Below are 17,925 nucleotides of genomic sequence, written 5' to 3'. Positions count from 1 at the left end.
CGTGTCCGTGTCAGGCCATAGCCTCGGAGCATGGCCCGCACCGCAGAGTCCCCCGCACCGCCCCGTATCAGCGACCCCGATCTGCCCCGGGAGTTCGAGCCCGCATCCCCCGCGCGCAGCGCCGACATCATCGCCGCGAGGCTCGAGCTCAGCGGAACGGTGGACCTCGCCTACGCGACACTCGAACAGTGCACCGTGTCGGCAGATGCCGAAGCCGTCGACCTCACGGGCGCGACGGTGGTCGACGTCGAGATGTCCGGGGCACGCATCGCTTCACTGCGGATGCGCGACACCGGTGTGCGACGACTGCGGATCGCTGGCGGCCGCATCGGCACCCTCGACCTCAGCGAGGCACGCATCTCGGAACTCGAGTTGCGTGACGTACGGATCGACTACCTCAACCTCGGTGCCGCGAAGGTGACCGACCTCGAGATCTCCGGCTGCGCGATCCGCACGATCGACATGCCGCAGGCCGACCTCACCCGCGTCCGGTTCACCGCCACGACCAGCGACGAGGTCGACCCGCGGGGCATGCGCGCCACAGACGTCGATCTGCGCGGTCTCGATGCGATGACCTATCTCGACGCCAACAGCCTCCGCGGGACGACACTCTCGTCGTTCCAGGTGCAGCAGCTGGCACCGGTGATCGCGGCGGGTCTGGGCATCCAGATCAAGGACTGACGGGACCGCTCGCGGCCAGCAGCTCCTGCGTGAACGGATGCTGCGGCGCCGCGAACACGTCGGCGGTCACCCCCTGCTCGACGATCCGGCCGTCCTGCATGACGAGCACCTCGTCAGCGACGGCCCCGACCACATCGAGATCGTGCGAGACCAGGATCATCGTCAGCTGCCGCTCGCGCTGCAGTCGGGCGAGCAGCTGCAGCACGCGTTCACGTACCGAGGGATCGAGCGCCGACACGGGTTCGTCGAGGACCAGCACCTCGGGATCGGCGGCGAGCGCCCTGGCGATCGCCGCACGCTGACGCTGTCCGCCGGAGAGTGCGCGAGGACGGCGATCGCCGAGCTCGGCTGCGAGGCCGACCTCGTCCAGCAGTTCGGTGACCCGCACGGCCCTGCTGCCCCGTGGCACCCCGGCCGCCTCGAGCCCCTCGCGCAGGGAGCGCCCGATCGTCCACCGAGGATCGAATGCGCCGAGCGGGTTCTGATGCACGAGCTGCACCCGCGGCGCGCCGATCCAGCGCAGCGAGCCGGCGTCCGGCTGCTCGACACCGACGATCATTCGTGCCAGAGTCGTCTTCCCCGATCCGGACTCCCCCACGACGCCGAGCGTCTGCCCTGCCGTAACGGTGAACGAGGCGCCTGTGACCGCCGGCACCGCGTCGAAGCTCTTCGAGAGTCCGTCCGCGACCAGCACCGGCAGGGAGTCCGACTCCACGGCCGCACGAGGTTCGTGGATCGTCGCCGCGATCAGCTGACGCGTGTACTCGTGCTGCGGGTTCTCCAGCACCTCGGCCACAGTGCCGGACTCGACCACCCGACCGCCCTTCATGACCAGCACCCGATCCGCGAGTCGTCGGACGGCCGCGAAGTCGTGGCTGATGAAGACGAGCGCCGTCCCCGCATCCGTGATCTCGCGCAACAGAGCGAGGATCCGTGCCTGCACGGTGGCATCGAGCGCGGTCGTCGGCTCGTCGGCCACCAGGACCACGGGGGCCGCGGCGATCGCGGAGGCGATCAGCGCCCGCTGCCGGAGCCCACCCGAGAGCTCGTGCGCATACTGCCGGGCGCGACGCTCCGCATCGGGCATCCACACGCGCCGCAGCAGTTCCCGCACCCGGGAATCGAGCGCCGCCCTGCCCCGCGCGAGGTCGTGCAGGCGCAAGGGCTCCGCCACCTCCGCACCGATGCGGCGGAGCGGGTCGAGCGAGACCAGGGCATCCTGCGAGACGAGGCCGATGCCGGAGCCGCGGAGTCCCCGCCAGCCGTGCTCGGAGAGCGTCGCCGCATCCCGCCCGTCCACGATGAGGGTGTCGACCGTCACCGTCGCCTCCGACGGTGTGAGCCCGAGCAGTGCGCGCGCGGTGAGGGTCTTGCCCGCGCCCGACTCCCCGACGATCGCGACGCACTCCCCCGGCTCCACCGCGAACCCGACGCCGTCGACCACCGGCTCCGCGCCGAACGCGATCCGCAGTCCCCGCACCTCCAGCGCACTCACGACGTCCGCCCTTCTGCGCGTGCCCGCAGGATTCGCCCGATGACGGTCGCCGAGATGACGGTGAGGGTGATGGCGATTCCGGGGAACACCGCGATCCACCATGCCTGTCCGAGCACGTTGCGTCCTCCGGCGAGCATCAGCCCCCATTCGGGCGTCGGCTCGGACGGCCCGAGGCCGAGGAAGCTGAGGCCCGCTGCGGCCAGGATGCTCGACCCGATGCCGATCGTCGCGAGCACGCTCAGCGCTCCGAGCACACCGGGGACGACGTGACGTGTGAACGCTGTCACCCTCGGCACGCCCAGGATGCGCGCGGCTTCGACGTGCTCGGCGACCCGCAGCGTCTGCGTCTGCACGCGGGCGAGCCGGATGTACACGGGCACCGCGGCGAGCGTGACCGCGATCGCGATGTTCACCGGCCCCGGTCCGAGCACCGCGACCACGACGAGAGCGACGAGGAACTCAGGAAAAGCCATCAGCACGTCATTCACCCGCATCACGGTGGTGTCGATCGCCCGGGGCGCGACCCCGGCGAGAGCACCGACGACGAGGCCGACCGCCAGCGCGACCGCCGTGGCGAGAAACCCGATTCCCAGCGAGCGCCCCGCCCCGTAGATGACGCGTGAGTAGACGTCGCGACCGCTCTGGTCGGTGCCGAAGAGATACTCGGCACTCGGCGGGAGCAGCGCCGAGCGCACGTCGGTCTGCAGCGGATCGTGAGTCGCGAGCACTCCGGGGAAGACGGCGGCGAAGACGATCACGGCGAGCACTGCCGCGGCCGCCCACAGCAGCACGCGCTGTGCGCGCTTCATCGGACGCCTCCGGATCGGGCCGCTCGGACGCGCGGATCGATCAGCGGGTGCACGAGCTCGACGACGAGGTTCACGACGGCGAACACGAGTGCACTCAGGAGGATGATGCCGGTGATGACCGGAAGGTCCCGGTCGCTGATCGCGGCGAGTGTGACGCGACCGAGTCCCGGCCGGGCGAAGACGGTCTCGACGAGCACGGCCCCACCGAGCACGGAACCCGTGAGGTACGCGGCGAGCGTGATGGCGGAGGCCGCGCCGTGACGCAGCCCATGACGCACCGTGAACCACGAGGGACTGGCACCGCGGGCACGCACGGTCTCCGCGAACGGCATCCGCTCCGCCTGCATCAGGCCGTCCCGCAGCACCTGACTCAGCAACGCCGCGACCGGAAGGGCGAGGGTGATCGCCGGCAGCACGAGAGTGGCCGGGTTCCGCGCCCCCGAGACGGGGAACCAGCCCAGGCCGAAGGCGAAGACGCTGAGCAGGATGAGCCCGATCCAGAACACGGGTGACGACAGCACGACCAGTTCGATGCCCGCGGCGACGGTACGAGCCACCTGGCCGCGCACCAGCACCGCGACGGAGAGCGCCAGCACCAGGGCGATGAGGAGCGCGAGCGCCGAGAGCTGCACCGTCGCGCCGAGCTGACGTCCGATGACTTCGGACACCGGCAACCGCAGCTGGTACGACTCGCCCAGGTCTCCGCGGGCCAGCTGCCCGATGAAGCCGACGTACTGCTCGAGCGGCGGCCGATCCAGCCCGAGGTCGGCGCGGATCCCGTCTTTCACCGCCTCGCTGACCTGCGCCTGGGGGCCGAGCATCACCGACACGGGATCACCGGGGATCACCCGGAACGCGAGGAACGCGACGGTGGCGGCGCCCCACAGGACGATGACGACGGATGCAGCGAGGCCGGCGACGCGGACGAGAGCAGCCTTCACCACCCCAGCCTTCCGCTCAGCCGGCGGTTCAGCCGACGGTCACATCGTAGAACAGCGGTCGACCGTACAGGTCGTACTGCAGTCCCTCGACGCGCTCGCCGACCGCGGTGATCGCCGACGGGCTGTACAGCGGCACGATGGCGGTGTGTTCGGCGTTCCACTGCTGCAGCTGCGCGTAGAGCTCGTCGCGCTCGTCCTGGTCGCTGCTGGCCACGGCCTGCGCCAGCAGTGCGTCGATCTCGGGATCGCTCACCTGCGACGCGTTCTGGATGCCGTCGGTGTGCAGGTGGCTGCGCAGCAGGTCGGGGTCGACGCCCGAGAAACCCCAGTCGGTGAGGTCGAACGTCTTCGGCTCGTACTGCGCGTTGTAGGCGCCGGGTTCGAGCACCTCGCGCTTCACCTCGAAGCCGATCCCCTTGAGGTCGGACTGGATCGCGTTGGCGAGCGCCGCGCGGTCGTCGGGAACCGGCGTCCAGGCGATCCAGCGCACCGACAGCCGCTCGCCGTCCTTCATGCGGATGCCATCGGTGTCGCGCTCGGTCCATCCGGCTTCGTCGAGAAGCGCGTTCGCGGCGTCCTGGTCGAACGGCCAGCTGCCCTCGAGCGAGGAGTCGTAGCCCGGGGTCGTCGACCCGAGGATGCTCCATGCGCGCGGGAACTGTCCGAAGTAGATCTCTTCGACCGCCGCGTCGATGTCGATGCCGCGGGCGAAAGCCTGACGCACCTTCTCGTCGGCGAAGGCGCCGTACTTCTCGTTGAGGTACAGCGAGTAGGGCAGACCGGGGTACTCGATCGAGTCGACCGTGACCCCGTCGCCGAGGTCCTGCGCGAGGTTCGGCGGGATGTTGCTGGCGAGGTCGGCCTCGCCGCTGGTCACCACGCCCGTGCGTACGGAGGCCTCGGGCTGGATCTCGACGCGGAGCGTCTCGAACTTCGGCGCCTTCGTGTCGTGCGGGCCCCAGGCGTACTCGTCGTTGCGGGTGTACACGAGCTCCTGGTCGGGCGTGTACTCGGTCAGCTCGAACGGACCGGTGCCGACGGTGATGCCGGGGCCGCCCGCCTTGAGCTTGTCGGCTGACTCCTCGAGCACTGCCGGCGAGTAGAACCCGAGCTGGGGCGTGCTGGCCGCCTGCAGGAAGGGGGCGTACGGCTGGGTGAAGGAGACCTTCACCGTGTGGTCGTCGATGACCTCGGTGCCCTCGTAGAAGGCCGCGCCCATCATGCTCGCCGCCTGCGCCGAAACCGTCGCGGGGTCGACGATGCGGTCGAAGTTCGCCTTGACCGCCGCCGCGTCGAAGGGCTCGCCATCGGTGAAGGTCACGTCGTCGCGGAGCGTGAAGGTGTACTCGGTGCTGTCCGGCGAGACCTCCCACTCCTTCGCCAGCCACGGCGTGAATGTGCCGTCGGTCTCCTGGAAGACGAGCGAGTCGAGCACCGCCCGTTGCACCATGCCCGACACGTCGAGCTGGCTGATCTGCGGGTCCATGTGCCCGGCGGACAGGTTCGCGCCCTCGATGGACCAGACGAGTTCTCCCTCGCCCTCGCCTTCCGAGGCAGGGGCCGCGCAGGCGCTCAGCACCAGGGCGGTGGCGGCGGCGAGCGCAGCGAAGGGCAGGAGACGGCGCACGGGTTTTGCGGGCATGACGATCCTCAGAACGGACGGGGCGGGATGCGTCTATTCTACGGCGATTTCTTGGACTGGGTCGAAAAGCATGCCCCCCGCGGCTCCGGGGCTCCTCACTCCCCGTCGAACACGATGCGATGGCGGTCGGCGGGCGAGACGATCTCGTCTTTCGTCCTCGTCTCGCCGTGGACGATGACGGCGACATCCAGGTTCTGCACGCGAGGCCGGGGCACACCCACCAGGCGCGCTTGCACGCGCAGGTCCGCCCTCTCCCCGGCGATCCGCCAGAGCAGCTCGGCCTCGGTGGCGGATGCGATCACCCGCTCGGCGAAGGGCTTCTGAACGGGGTGCATGCCGCCGATCGTGGCGATGTGGGCCGCAAGGCGGGAATCACGGATGCCCGGCGGCACATCCTCGAGGACGTGATCGGCCAGGCCCGGATACTCGGCGGCGGATCGGCCCTCTCGGATGGCGTCATCGATCGCCCGTGCCGCGGTCACGGTCTCCGGCCACGGCCGCACCACGGCCGACGGCGCGTCGGCACCGTCGAGCGCGTCCTGCAGTGCGGCACCGGCCACACGCCGTGCACCGAACTCGTCCGAGTTCCCGAACGCCACCGCGCCGATGCCGGTCGCCGCATGCCAGCGCATGTGGGCGGAGAAGCCCGGAAGGCCCCCGGAGTGCTGCACGATGCGGCCGAACCGCCGGTCCTGCTCCACGAAGAGTCCGTACCCGTAGCCGGCACCGGCGAGGTCGCGTCCGTCGAACATCCCCGATGGCACGTCGATGGGTGTCCGCGGCTGCTGCATCTCCCTCCGCGAGGAGGGAGCGAGCACGTGCGGCGCGAGCGGATCGTCGGTGAAGGCCGAACCGAGGAACCACATCCAGGTGGCGATGTCGTCCACGGTGCTGAACATGCTCCCGATGCAACCGAGGGCGCCGGTGCGCACATACGGCTCGGGGTGGAAGGTCGCGCCGTCGTCGAAGGTGCGGAAGCCGCGGGCCAGGGTGTCGTGCGCATAGCCGTCGGCCGAATGGGCGGTGCTCGTCAGTCCCAGTGGCTCGAGCAGTGTCTCCCGCACCACGTCCTCGACGGCTCGTCCGGTGACGGCCTCGACCGCCGCGCCGACCAGCGACTGCCCGAGATTGGAGTACTGGTACGTGGTTCCGGGCGCGGCGGAGAGCAGCATCCCCTCGGAGAACAGCGCAGCGATCTCCGCTCGGGAGTCGCCCAGGTGGCGGTCGACCCAGGCGTTGTCCTCGCCGAGCCCCGACCGGTTGGAGAGCAGCAGGTCTCCGGTGAGCACGGCATCCGCGCCCCGGTGCCTGGCGCGCACGGCGGGGAGATACTCGGTGATCGGGGCATGGAGATCGAGGGCGCCGCTGTCGCGCAGGGCGAGTGCCGTCGCGGCGAGAAAGCTCTTCGACATCGATGCGATCCGGAACACGGTGTCCCGACTCGTCGTCGCGGCGTCGGCGCGCGGATGTCCGTGGGCGCGGACACCCCGCACCTCCCCGCGCTCGCACACGGCGACGATCGATGCGGGGGCGGTCCGACGCGCCCTCTCGTCCAGCCCGCGCCGGAGGGCGCGGTCCACCGTCGTCGTCGCGAGCGGAGCGGCCGCCGTGTTCACCCGCGCCCTCCGACCAGGATCTCGTCCGCGAACGCCTCGACGATCGCACGGCTGACCTCGGTGTTGTGCGCGTCGACCTCCTCGGCGGCGGCGATCAGGCGCGCCAAGGATCGTCCTTCTCCGCGCAAGGCGGCATCGTCCCAGCGGGCGAGATCGGCGGCCGAGGCCTCCGGGTGGAACTGCACGCCGCGGACGTGCCGCCCCAGCCGGAAGGCCTGAATCTCGATGGCGTCGCTGGATGCGAGCAGCACCGCCCGCGGCGGCAGACGGGTGATCATGTCCTGGTGGTTCTCGATCATCGGGGCACCGTCGCCGAGTGTCGCGATCACCGCGTCCTCCCGGCCGGACGGGGTCGGACGGATGTGCGTCGCCCCGCGCTCGACGGGGCCGGTCTTCGCCTTCACCTCTCCTCCGGCCACGTGCGCGAGCACCTGCGCGCCCAGGCAGATGCCGAGCGTCGGGAGGTCGTGGTCGATGGCCTCGGCGGCGAGCGCGCGCTCGACCGCGAGCCAGGGCGCACGGTCGTCCTCGTCCGGCATCAGGCCGCCGCCGAGGAGCACCAGTCCGGCGTAGCCGTCGAGAGTGGCGGGGAGCTCCTCCTCCGCTGCGACCACGGCGTCGACCGCGATGCCGCGGTCGACGAGCCAGGCCCCGAGGCGCCGCGGTCCGGAGCTCGCGGAGTTGACGACGACGAGCACGCGCGGGCTCACAGCGCTCCCTCCCGCGTCGACACATCGACGGCGGGCACCAGCGCGGCGGTCGCGGGCGGTGCGGCCCGCCCTGCCAGGAAGGACTCGTGATCGCGATCGGAGGCCTCCAGGACCCGGAGCACGTTCTCGTGCGCGAGGCCGGCGAGGTCGGTCTCCGACCATCCCCGCGCTCGCAGCTCTGCGAACAGCACCGGGTAGCCGGAGACGTCGGCGAGCCCGTCCGGCATCGCGTCCGTGCCGTCGTAGTCCGCGCCGATGCCCACGGCGTGTGGTCCCGCGACCCGTCGGATGTGGTCGAGATGATCGGCGACGTCGCGGACGCTCACGGCCGGCGCCTCGCCCTCGCCTCCGGCCTCCCACCAGTCGCGGCGGGCCTGCGAGACGAACGTGGGCACGAAAGCGACCATCACCACTCCGCCCTGGGCACCGATCGCGGCGAGCACGTCGTCGGGGACGTTGCGCGGGTGATCGCAGAGGGCGAGAGCACCGGAGTGGCTCACCATCACGGGGCGGGTGGTCTCCTCGAGGGCGTGACGCATCGTCGTCGGGGCCACGTGGGAGAGATCGACGAGGACCCCGATGCGGTTCATCTCGCGCACGACCTCGCGGCCCCACGCACTGAGACCGCCGTGATGCGCGTCGTCGGTCGCGGAGTCGGCCCAGGTGGTCGTCCGCGACCAGGTGAGCGTCATGTACCGCGCGCCCAGACGGGCGTACTGGCGCAGCACCGCGAGCGAACCGCCGAGCTGGCTGCCGCCTTCGATGCCGATGAGCGAGGCGATCCGCCCTTCCGCCATCGCCTGGCGCACATCCGCTGCGGTCCGCGCGAAGGCGAGGCGCTCGGGGTGCGCGTCGACCAGACGGTGTACGAAGTCGATCTGCTCCAGCGTTCCGACGACCTGCTCGGCGCCCTGCAGCACCGGATCGACCCATACCGACCAGAACTGTCCGGCCACCCCGCCGATCGCGAGCCGGGGAAGGTCGGTCTGCGTCGACGGCACGCCGTCCGCGAGTTCCTCCACCCCGTACCCGAGCAGGGTCCTGCTCGCCCACGCCAGGTCGTTGTGTCCGTCGATCACACTGTCGAGCATCCGCTGTGCACCTCTCTCAGTCCTCGCGCGCGTCCAGCGCCGCGTTCATCCGCACGGTCAGGTCATGGTCGATGAACCGCTCCGCACCGTCGAGCTGCCCCACCGGCACCGCGCCGCGCGTGCTGGAGCACAACCACAGCGCATCCGCCCGATCCAGATCGTCGCGCATGAGCACCCCGATCCTCGTCGGGACGTCGGTGATTCCCGAGAATGCATCGGCCTGGGTCGTTCCGGGGAGGACGCCGAGCTCGGCGGGTGGTGTGACGAGCTCGCCGTCGATGCGCGCGATCAGCGTCGAGCGCGGGCCCTCGAGCACGAATCCGTCTGCGCTCACGAAGATCACGTCATCGGCGCCGCGACGGGCCGCCTCCCGAAGGGCAGCCTGATTCACCGCATAGGCGAGCGACTTCGCTCCCTGCAGCAGCCAGGGGGCGGTCTGCATCACGTCGTGCCGGTAGCCGCGATCCAGCACGACGGCGCGGACGCCGCGCATACGGACGGCGGAGGGGTCGCTGCCGGCGAACCCGAGCACCCAACCGGTCGGCCCTCCCTGGTCGAATTCGTCGCCTCGGGTCATGACGAACTTGACGGACGCGATCTCCCCTTCCTCCAGCACTCCGGGAAGGGACACCGCCGCGGCCGCCCGGAGCACCGCGGCTCGCCACAGGTCACGTCGGGGCGCGGGCAGCTCCATCAGCGCCGCCGAGCGTTCGAGGCGCGTCAGATGAGCCTCGAGTGCTTGCGGCCTGCCGCCGCGGACCACGGCGGTCTCGAACACCCCGTCGCCGCGATTGACGCCGAGGTCGGTCGCCCTGACGATCGGCTCACGCGGGTCGATGGGGTGGATGCTCTCCTCGACGGCGGACGTGCCCGACAGGTCGAGGCGAAACAGCAGCAGCGCACGCATGATGGTCCTCTCCGGAATGGGCGTCTCACCCGTGTGTGAGCGCGGGATCGCGGACGGTGGTGTCGGCGGAATCCCAGGTGCGGAACGCGGCCCGCTCGATCCGCTCCACGAGGACGTCGTGGCCGATGCCCGCTCCGCGAGGAACCTGCACCCTGCCCTCCACCGCGGTGACGGGTGGGGCGATGATGTCGTCGACGTAGTACTTGTCGGAACCGGAGACGTCCGACGGGAGGAGGAACCCGGGCAGTGCCGAGATCGCGACGTTCGCCGCCCGACCGATCCCGAACTCGTGCATGCCCCCGCACCAGACGGGGATGCCGGCGTCGACGGCGAGGTCGTGCGCCGCCTTCGCGACGGTGAGTCCCCCCATCCGCGACACCTTGATGTTGAGGATGCGCGCGGCGGAGAGCCTGATCATCGTGCGCAGATCGCCGAGCCCGATGACGGACTCGTCCAGGCACACCGCCGTTCCGATCCGGGCCTGGAGCGTCGCATGCGCCACCATCTCCCGCGGGGCGAACGGCTGCTCGATCATGGTCAGACCCAGTGCGTCGAGCTGTGTGAACACGGCAGCGGAGTCGTCGTCGTCGGGATACGCGCCGTTCGCGTCGACGTGGAGGTCGAGGTCGGGGTGCGCGTCGCGCACCGCTCGCACCGGCTCCACGTCCCACCCGGGGGCGATCTTGAGCTTCACGCGCGGATATCCTGCGGCGCGCTGCAGCTCCACCTGGCCCAGGAGCTCGTCGATCGACGGCTCGATGCCGAGCGAGACTCCTGCCACCACCTCGTCACGGGTGCCCCCGAGCGCCGTCGCGAGGGAGAGCCCCCGGCGGCGGGCGAAGAGGTCCCACACCGCGCCGGAGAAGCCGGCTCGGGCGAACTCGTTGCCGCGTACCCGCGCCCACGTCATCTCCAGATCGGCAGGTTCCTCACCCTCGGCGCCGACGAGGGCCGGCACGAGGTAGCGGGTGGCGATCTCCCACGCCGTCGTGGTCGTCTCCGCGCCGAAGTACGGGTCGCTGGGCGCGGCGATCTCTCCCCAGCCACGACGGCCTTCCTCGTCGGTGGCCTCGACGATGATGTGCTCGATGCCGGATTTACGATGCGAACTGGTCTCGAAGCTGTGCCGCAGGTCCTGACGCACCGCGAACAGCCGGATGCGGGTGATCTTCACGTCTCCACCTCCTCGTCGACCTCGGGCCGCGAGGGATCCGAACTGTACAGTCCCAGTCGTGCGACGAGCCGATCGCGCTCAGCCAGGCGACGGCGGGCTCCCTTCGCGCTCGCCGTCGTCAGCGCACTCAGCAGGTGGCAGACGGCCGCGACCGGGGTGGGCGAGTCCGCGTAGGAGGCCGACCCGGTGCGCACCCGGATGAGCGAGGTCGCGAGCGGCGCCAGCGGGGCGTCCTCGCTGTCGGTGATCACCACGAGCTGCCCGCCGGCCTCCCGGAACAACTGCCCGAGCCGCACGGTCTCCTCGCGGTAGCGCCGGAGGGAGAAGGCGATGAGCACGTCGGAGGCCCGTACATCCGTCAGCACGGTCAGCGGCTGCAGCGCATGCCCGTCGACGAGGAAGACGTTGGACAGCGTCGCGGACAGGTCGGCGTTGAGCAGCTGCGCGTAGGCCGCCGCCTTCCCCTCACCCGCGACGTAGCGTCGTCGGGCGCCCAGCAGCAGCGCCGCGGCCTGCGGCACCTGGGCCGACGTGCTCAGCTCCTCGAACGTGAGCGCGAGCGTGCGCAGCTCGGTCTCGATGATGCGCGCCTGGATGCTCTCCGCCGAGAGGTTGGTCCGGATGCGCTCGCCGAAGCGGTCCCGCGGCGAAACGAGCTCGCGGTCCTCGTGCTGCTGGTCGCTCATGCGATGGCCTTTCCTGAAGTGGCGCGGTAGACCGCGGTGTGCTCGTCGACACGGGAGGCCGCGACGAGCACGTCGCCTCGCCGGAACACCTCCGTCATCGCACTCTCCAGCTGCCGCCGCAGCGCCGGGCGCTCGCCGGGGGCGAGCTCATCCGCACGCGCGGGGATCGCGATCCAATCGGCGTCGCCGACGTGCACGACGCGCCCCCAGTCCTCCCTGCCCAGTCCCGCCGGAACGCCCGATCGCGGCGCCCGGGGTGCGGTCGTGGTCGCGGTCAGATCCCAGGAGACCACGAGCCGGTCGGTGTCGGGCCGGGCGTAGTAGTCGCGTTCGAACGCGATGCCGACCGCACCGAGTGAGCTGAGGTTGAAGTGCGCGTTCCGCGCCAGCAGCGGATCGAAGGTCCAGCGCATGGACTGCTGCCCCCACCGGAGCGCGACGTCGCGTTGAGCGAGCTTGAGCGCCTGACCGACTCCGCGGCCCTGCTGCGCGGCATCGACCGCGGCCGCCTGCGAGTAGTGGAAGTGGGTCCCGCTCGCATCGCAGCCCGCGAAGCCGTACGCGAACCCGATGAGCCCCCCGTCGTCTGCGAAGGCCCCCACCGCGGATCCGCCGTTACGTGCGAGCGCGGTGAGCAGATTGGCGTTGAGCGCGTACTCCTGCTCGGTGTACGCGAAGACGCGCGCATAGAGTGCCGCCGCCTCACGGAACTCGGAGTACTGGGTCAGTTCGCGGCAGTCGTAACCGACGCCCGCGTCGGCGGCCACCGAAGAGTGAGGCACGATACGTTTCCTAAGATCGAACGAGTGATGCAGCTGGGAGCGATGTTATCGGCGGCTTGCACCTCAATCAAGAGGCAGATACGGTTCGTAACTGTGACCACTTTCCCGGCAGCTCCCGGAGCGGACCACCCTTCAGACGACATCATCGCACTCGTGCGCGAACTTGTGACCCGCGAGTCGCCCACCCGCGATGCCGTGGCGAGCCGCAGCATCGCCGATCTCCTCACCGGATGGTTCGAGGGCGTCGGCGGGGAGGTCCGCCAGGAGCCGACCGCCGCGGGAACGGATCTCGTCATCGACGTCGCCGGAGCCGGCGATCCGTACCTCCTGATCGGTCACACCGACACCGTGTGGCCGGAGGGCACCCTCGACGGCGCGCTGCCCTGGTCTCAGCAGGGGGACGTGGTGCGCGGGCCCGGCGCCTACGACATGAAGGCCGGGATCGTGGTCATGCTCGAAGCCCTGCGGCGACTTCAGCCGCTCCCGCGCGAACGCCGCAGAGCCGTGCGCATCGTCCTGGTCGCCGACGAGGAGGTCGGCTCGCCCGAGTCGGGTCCCCTGCTCGCCGAACGCGCACGCGGAGCTGTCGCGGCCATCGGATTCGAGTCGCCACATCCGGACGGCGCCCTCAAGGTCGGCAGGCGCGGGAGCGCACGGGTCAGGATCGCGGTCACCGGGCGCGCCGCACACGCCGCCCTCGACCCCGAGCACGGCATCTCCGCCGTGGACGAGCTCGTCGATCAGTTGATGCGGGTGCGAGAGATCGTCGCGGATCCCGCCTTGCCGGGACCCGTGCTCTGCAATGTGGGGACGATCTCCGGTGGCGCCCGCGCCAACGTGATCCCCGCACGGGCAGAGGCGGAGATCGGTCTCCGCTTCACCGATCCGGTCACCGAGGAGCGGGTGATGCGGGCACTCGCCGCACTGCGGCCCGTCCGCGCCGGTGCGGAGATCGTCGTCGAGACCTTGAGCGCCCGCCCTGCCTGGCTCGCCTCCGCGCAGGACGCCGCGCTGGTGGCGGCCATCGAACGGTCCGCCGCCGGCATCGGACAGCGCATCGAGGCGCGTCCGGCGGCCGGCGCGGGCGACACCAATCTGCTGGGCGCCCTCGGGCTGCCGACGGTCGACGGATTCGGACCCCGCGGAGGCGGCGCGCATGCGGAGGACGAGCACTTCCTGCGCTCCTCCCTCGGCGAGCGCATCGCACTCCTGCGTGCCGTGCTCACCCTGCCCGCGGAGTGAGGATACGATTCCCGTTTGCGCCCTGATCACGCTGATCCGAGGGATACGTTCCGGATCTCGGGACGGAAATACCGCATCTTCGAACTCCCTTCGCGTGGGGCGCATCCTTGCATCCGCATGTTTCCGGGCTGTTACACCCGGAAAGCAACCTGCGCCCAGATGCCGACTTACGAAAAATCTTCGACGATACGCAACGAATCCCTTGACCCGGAGGCAGACTTCCGCTTGCATGGTCTCCACCGACCCGGCTTCATCGTGGATCCGGGCGGTGCCCGAAGGGACTTCTTCTATGCGTCTTGCCCCCCGCTCCAGAACAGCACGAAGTCTGACCGCCGCTGCGATCGCCTCCGCGCTCCTCATCGCTGCTCCCGCCGGTGCCGCTCAGGCGCAGTCCGTGAGTGCCGCCACCGAATCCCCCGCCTCCGAGACCACGTTGCGCATCGCGACGTCCGGCTTCGTCGACACGTTCAACCCGTTCATCTCGATCTACCTGACGCCGACGAACATCATCCGCTACGTGTACGAGTCCCTCGTGCAGAACGACGCCGAGGACGGTTCCCCCACCAAGGGCCTCGCCGACTCCTGGGAGGCCAGCGACGGCGGCCAGACCTGGACCTTCACCCTGCAGGACGATCTCACCTGGTCGGACGGCGAGCCGATCACCTCGGCCGATGTGAAGTACACCTACGACCAGATGATGACCGTGCCGGCCCTCGGGACCGCGAACGGCAACCTCGTCTCCAACTTCGACTCGGTCGAGACCCCCGACGACAAGACCGTGGTGATCTCGCTCAAGACGCCGCAGGCACCCAACCCCGGCTCCGAGATCCCGATCGTCCCGCAGCACATCTGGGAGGCGGTCGACGACCCGACCACGTTCGCGAACGACTCCGAGGTGGTCGGCTCCGGCCCCTTCGTCCTGGACAGCTACTCGGCCAACCAGTCGATCGTGCTCAAGGCGAACAAGAACTTCTGGCGTGGTGCCCCCAAGATCGACGCGATCCAGTACGTGTACTACACCAACTCGGACGCCCAGGTGCAGGCGCTGAAGGCCGGCGACGTCGACCTCGTCTCGGGCCTCACCCCGACGCAGTTCGAGGCGCTCGACGGCGTCGAGGGCATCACGACCCATTCCGGGATCGGCCGCCGCTATCACTCGATCAGCATCAACCTGGGCCAGCAGACCCGCGAGAACGTGCCCTACGGCACCGGTAACGCGGCGCTGAAGGACCTCGAGGTCCGACAGGCGATCCGCCTCGGCACCGACACGGAGACGCTGCTCGACAAGGTGCTCTCCGGCGAGGGCGTGCAGGCCACCAGCTTCATCCCCGCGTCCTTCCCGAAGTGGCACCTCTCGGACGATGATGAGGTGATCGTCGGGTTCGACCCCGACGCCGCGAAGGCGAAGCTCGACGACGCGGGCTGGGTGCCCGCTGCCGACGGCATCAGGGAGAAGGACGGACAGCGTCTGAGCCTGCGCCTGCTGACGGACGCCGACGACTCGAACGAGCAGTCCATCGCCGAGTTCTTCGTCCCGTGGATGAAGGACATCGGGATCGAGATCGCGGTCGAGTCGACCGACTCGGACACCATCAGCGCGAAGGCCACGTCCGGCGACTACGACCTGTACTTCAGCGGATGGTCCGTCAACCCCGACCCCGACTACCAGCTCGGCATCAACACCTGCATGAACCTGCCCACGGCGACAGACGGCACCGGCGGCACCACGCAGGACGGCTACTGCAACCCCGAGTTCGACGAGTTGTACGCCCAGCAGCGCTCGGAGATCGACGAGGAGAAGCGCCAGGAGATCGTGCACGACATGCTGGCGCTGAACTACACCGACACGGCGCAGGTCGCCACCTGGTACGCCAACTCGCTCGAGGCCTACCGCTCCGACCGGTTCACCGGCTTCACCCTGCAGCCCAAGGACGGTGGCATCATCGCGAACCAGGCCGGCTACTGGGGCTACCTCACGGTGGAGCCCGTCGAGGGCGCGACCGCCAGCGGCACCGGCACGAACACCGGACTCATCATCGGAGGCATCGTGGTGGGAGTGGTCCTCATCGGAGGACTGGTCTTCTTCCTGATCCGTCGTCGCAACATCGCCGACGTCGAATGACTCCAGCGAGACGCCGTGGGCGGCGGGCATCCGCCCCCGCGGCGTCTCCCGGTCCGCTGTAAGGAGACTTCATGTCGAACGCGGTTCCCCCATCCACATCCGCCATCGCCACCAGCGCCGCAGCCGAGGAGCAGCCGAGAGGTCTCGGCGGCCTCCGCTACTTCCTGGTCAAGCTGGGCGGCGCGGCCATCAGCATGGCGATGGTCATCCTCCTCGGATTCTTCGCCTTCAAGATCCTGCCCGGAGACCCGGTCGCATCGATCGCGCGCGAGCGCGGCATGAGCGCCGAACAGGTGGCGCAGCTGCGCGAGCAGCTCGGCCTGAACAAGCCCCTGTGGCAGCAGTTCATCGACTACCTCGGCAACGTCTTCACGCTGAACTTCGGCACGAGCTACGTGTACCGCACGTCGGTCTCCGAACTCATCGGCATGTACTTCTGGAACACGATCCTCCTCACCGGCACCGCGGCGATCATCGCCATCGCCCTCGGCCTGTGGCTCGGGCAGAAGGCCGCGTGGAAGCACGGCTCCACCTTCGACCGCATCGTCTCGGGCACCTCGCTGGTGTTCTGGTCGGTCCCGACGTTCTGGCTCGCCCTGCTGCTGCTGATGATCTTCGGCGGCACGCTGCACTGGTTCCCCACCGGCGGGATGGTCTCCCCCAACCCGCCCACCGATCCCGTCGGCGCCGTCCTCGACGTGATCTCGCACATGGTCCTGCCCGTGATCACGATGGTCGCCGTCGTCTATGCGCAGTACCTGATGGTGATGCGCAGCTCGCTCCTGGAGGAGATGGGCGCCGACTATCTCACGACCGCGCGCGCGAAGGGACTGCGGGAGGACCTCGTGCGCCGACGCCACGCCGTCCCCAACGCCCTGCTCCCGACCGTCACCCTCGTCTTCATGCACATCGGCGGGCTGATCGCCGGGGCGGTGACGGTGGAGACCGTGTTCTCGTGGCCCGGACTGGGCAAGCTCACCTTCGAGGCCATCTCCGGTCCCGACCTGCCCCTCCTGCAGGGCACCTTCGTGGTGTTCTCCACGATCATCATCGTGATGAACCTCATCGCGGACCTCATCTACCGTCAGCTCGACCCGAGGGTGAGGCGCGCATGAGCACGGCATCCACTTCCATCCGCTCGCCCCGCGCGCTCGCCTGGCACCGCCGTGGGGCGGCGTTCGCCGACTTCTGCCGCCAGTTCACGCACCACCGCGCGGGCATGGTCGGTCTGATCTTCCTGGTCATCGTCGCGGCGGTGGCGATCCTGGCACCGGTGATCGCACCGTCGAGCATGCTCGACGTCACCAAGCTCGTCGACCCGGAGCGGTTCGCGCCGCCCTCGTGGCAGCACCCGCTCGGCACCGATCAACAGGGCCGCGAGATCTGGGTCCGCATGGTATGGGGGGCGCGCGTCTCCCTTCTGGTCGGACTCGCGGCCACCGCCATGTCGATGGTCATCGGCACACTGGTCGGGCTCTCCGCCGGTCACTTCACCGGCTTCTTCGGCGGCCTGATGATGCGCATCATCGACTTCTTCCTCGTACTGCCCTCGCTCATCCTCGCCATCGTGCTCTCCTCGGTGCTCAGCCGCGGTGTCTGGACGATCATCATCGCGATCGGGCTCACCTCCTGGGCGGGGACGGCGCGCGTGGTGCGGGCGCAGACCCTGTCGATCGAATCGCGCGACTACATCGAGCGCTCGCGGGCCCTCGGCGCCGGCCACTGGCACATCATCATCAAGCACCTCCTCCCCGGCGTGCTGCCTCTGGTGCTCGCCAACACCACGCTCACGGTGGGTTCGGCGATCATCTCCGAGTCCACGCTGGCGTTCCTCGGGCTCGGCGACACCACGCTGCAGTCCTGGGGCTCGATCCTGAAGAACGCGATGGACGTGTCCGCGGCGACCAGCGGCTACTGGTGGTACGTGCTCGTGCCCGGTATCGCGATCGTCCTGGTGGTGCTGTCGTTCACCCTGATGGGCCGCGCCGTCGAGAACATCACGAACCCGACGCTGAGGAGCCGATGAC

The 17,925-nt window shown here is 69.8% G+C and carries 16 protein-coding genes; 5 read left to right on the top strand and 11 right to left on the bottom strand.

The annotated features are described in order from the left end of the window. The first annotated feature begins 30 nt into the window (after positions 1 to 30). Entirely contained in the window at positions 31 to 681 is a 651-nt protein-coding gene (locus ACCO44_RS11160) for a pentapeptide repeat-containing protein (RefSeq protein ID WP_372466584.1), read from the top strand. On the opposite strand, the gene ACCO44_RS11155 is transcribed toward ACCO44_RS11160, so the two are convergent. The 11 genes from ACCO44_RS11155 to ACCO44_RS11105 form a co-directional block, all read right to left on the bottom strand. Next, complete coding sequence (locus ACCO44_RS11155) at positions 671 to 2,176, bottom strand: ATP-binding cassette domain-containing protein (protein WP_372466583.1); 1,506 nt, start codon at positions 2,174 to 2,176, stop codon at positions 671 to 673. The two genes, ACCO44_RS11160 and ACCO44_RS11155, sit on opposite strands and share 11 nt — an antisense overlap. Then, complete coding sequence (locus ACCO44_RS11150) at positions 2,173 to 2,985, bottom strand: ABC transporter permease (RefSeq protein ID WP_372466582.1); 813 nt, start codon at positions 2,983 to 2,985, stop codon at positions 2,173 to 2,175. The genes ACCO44_RS11155 and ACCO44_RS11150 overlap by 4 nt, the downstream gene beginning before the upstream one ends. Continuing rightward, positions 2,982 to 3,926 (bottom strand): ABC transporter permease, encoded by a 945-nt coding sequence (locus ACCO44_RS11145; RefSeq protein WP_372466581.1) that lies wholly within the window; start codon positions 3,924 to 3,926, stop codon positions 2,982 to 2,984. Before ACCO44_RS11145 ends, ACCO44_RS11150 begins: the two co-directional genes overlap by 4 nt. Positions 3,927 to 3,954: 28 nt before the next feature. Continuing rightward, on the bottom strand, positions 3,955 to 5,568 hold the full coding sequence (locus tag ACCO44_RS11140; protein ID WP_372466580.1) for an ABC transporter substrate-binding protein: 1,614 nt from the start codon (positions 5,566 to 5,568) through the stop codon (positions 3,955 to 3,957). A 95-nt stretch (positions 5,569 to 5,663) separates the two neighbouring features. Then, a complete protein-coding gene (locus ACCO44_RS11135; protein WP_372466579.1) occupies positions 5,664 to 7,184 on the bottom strand; it encodes a serine hydrolase domain-containing protein in 1,521 nt (506 codons plus the stop codon). Further along, complete coding sequence (locus tag ACCO44_RS11130) at positions 7,181 to 7,894, bottom strand: type 1 glutamine amidotransferase (protein WP_372466578.1); 714 nt, start codon at positions 7,892 to 7,894, stop codon at positions 7,181 to 7,183. Before ACCO44_RS11130 ends, ACCO44_RS11135 begins: the two co-directional genes overlap by 4 nt. Further along, on the bottom strand, positions 7,891 to 8,985 hold the full coding sequence (locus ACCO44_RS11125) for a dipeptidase (protein ID WP_372466577.1): 1,095 nt from the start codon (positions 8,983 to 8,985) through the stop codon (positions 7,891 to 7,893). The genes ACCO44_RS11130 and ACCO44_RS11125 overlap by 4 nt, the downstream gene beginning before the upstream one ends. 16 nt (positions 8,986 to 9,001) lie before the next feature. After that, complete coding sequence (locus tag ACCO44_RS11120) at positions 9,002 to 9,892, bottom strand: aminotransferase class IV (RefSeq protein WP_372466576.1); 891 nt, start codon at positions 9,890 to 9,892, stop codon at positions 9,002 to 9,004. A gap of 25 nt (positions 9,893 to 9,917) precedes the next feature. Further along, the gene (gene menC, locus ACCO44_RS11115; RefSeq protein ID WP_105710136.1) at positions 9,918 to 11,066 is read right to left on the bottom strand and encodes an o-succinylbenzoate synthase; all 1,149 of its coding nucleotides are present in this window, start codon (positions 11,064 to 11,066) and stop codon (positions 9,918 to 9,920) included. Next, positions 11,063 to 11,752 (bottom strand): MurR/RpiR family transcriptional regulator, encoded by a 690-nt coding sequence (locus ACCO44_RS11110; RefSeq protein WP_105710137.1) that lies wholly within the window; start codon positions 11,750 to 11,752, stop codon positions 11,063 to 11,065. The genes menC and ACCO44_RS11110 overlap by 4 nt, the downstream gene beginning before the upstream one ends. Further along, positions 11,749 to 12,534: a GNAT family N-acetyltransferase gene (locus ACCO44_RS11105; protein WP_146114799.1), complete on the bottom strand. Its 786-nt coding sequence runs from the start codon at positions 12,532 to 12,534 to the stop codon at positions 11,749 to 11,751. Before ACCO44_RS11105 ends, ACCO44_RS11110 begins: the two co-directional genes overlap by 4 nt. A gap of 93 nt (positions 12,535 to 12,627) precedes the next feature. Between ACCO44_RS11105 and ACCO44_RS11100 the strand changes: the two genes are divergently transcribed. The 4 genes from ACCO44_RS11100 to ACCO44_RS11085 all read left to right on the top strand — a co-directional run bounded on the left by ACCO44_RS11100 (position 12,628) and on the right by ACCO44_RS11085 (position 17,924). Then, positions 12,628 to 13,776 (top strand): M20/M25/M40 family metallo-hydrolase, encoded by a 1,149-nt coding sequence (locus ACCO44_RS11100; protein WP_372466575.1) that lies wholly within the window; start codon positions 12,628 to 12,630, stop codon positions 13,774 to 13,776. Positions 13,777 to 14,170: 394 nt separating this feature from the next. Continuing rightward, positions 14,171 to 15,898, top strand: a complete 1,728-nt coding sequence (locus ACCO44_RS11095) for an ABC transporter substrate-binding protein (protein WP_372466574.1) — start codon at positions 14,171 to 14,173, stop codon at positions 15,896 to 15,898. Positions 15,899 to 15,969: 71 nt separating this feature from the next. Further along, positions 15,970 to 17,013, top strand: a complete 1,044-nt coding sequence (locus ACCO44_RS11090; protein WP_029261645.1) for an ABC transporter permease — start codon at positions 15,970 to 15,972, stop codon at positions 17,011 to 17,013. Next, positions 17,010 to 17,924, top strand: a complete 915-nt coding sequence (locus ACCO44_RS11085; protein ID WP_091037101.1) for an ABC transporter permease — start codon at positions 17,010 to 17,012, stop codon at positions 17,922 to 17,924. The genes ACCO44_RS11090 and ACCO44_RS11085 overlap by 4 nt, the downstream gene beginning before the upstream one ends. The last annotated feature ends 1 nt before the right edge of the window (position 17,925 follow it).

Source organism: Microbacterium maritypicum (assembly GCF_041529975.1).
Taxonomy (GTDB): domain Bacteria; phylum Actinomycetota; class Actinomycetes; order Actinomycetales; family Microbacteriaceae; genus Microbacterium.
The sequence above is the reverse complement of the archived record's forward strand: the minus strand, read 5'-3'. Positions and strand labels throughout refer to the sequence as shown.

What these genes read in the sequence shown, in the direction of transcription:
- ACCO44_RS11120 (WP_372466576.1), bottom strand. Translation starts at nt 9,892, where the DNA reads ATGCGTGCGCTGCTGCTGTTTCGCCTCGACCTGTCGGGCACGTCCGCC.
- ACCO44_RS11085 (WP_091037101.1), top strand. Translation starts at nt 17,010, where the DNA reads ATGAGCACGGCATCCACTTCCATCCGCTCGCCCCGCGCGCTCGCCTGG.
- ACCO44_RS11090 (WP_029261645.1), top strand. Translation starts at nt 15,970, where the DNA reads ATGTCGAACGCGGTTCCCCCATCCACATCCGCCATCGCCACCAGCGCC.
- ACCO44_RS11160 (WP_372466584.1), top strand. Translation starts at nt 31, where the DNA reads ATGGCCCGCACCGCAGAGTCCCCCGCACCGCCCCGTATCAGCGACCCC.
- ACCO44_RS11150 (WP_372466582.1), bottom strand. Translation starts at nt 2,985, where the DNA reads ATGAAGCGCGCACAGCGCGTGCTGCTGTGGGCGGCCGCGGCAGTGCTC.
- ACCO44_RS11110 (WP_105710137.1), bottom strand. Translation starts at nt 11,752, where the DNA reads ATGAGCGACCAGCAGCACGAGGACCGCGAGCTCGTTTCGCCGCGGGAC.
- ACCO44_RS11125 (WP_372466577.1), bottom strand. Translation starts at nt 8,985, where the DNA reads ATGCTCGACAGTGTGATCGACGGACACAACGACCTGGCGTGGGCGAGC.
- ACCO44_RS11140 (WP_372466580.1), bottom strand. Translation starts at nt 5,568, where the DNA reads ATGCCCGCAAAACCCGTGCGCCGTCTCCTGCCCTTCGCTGCGCTCGCC.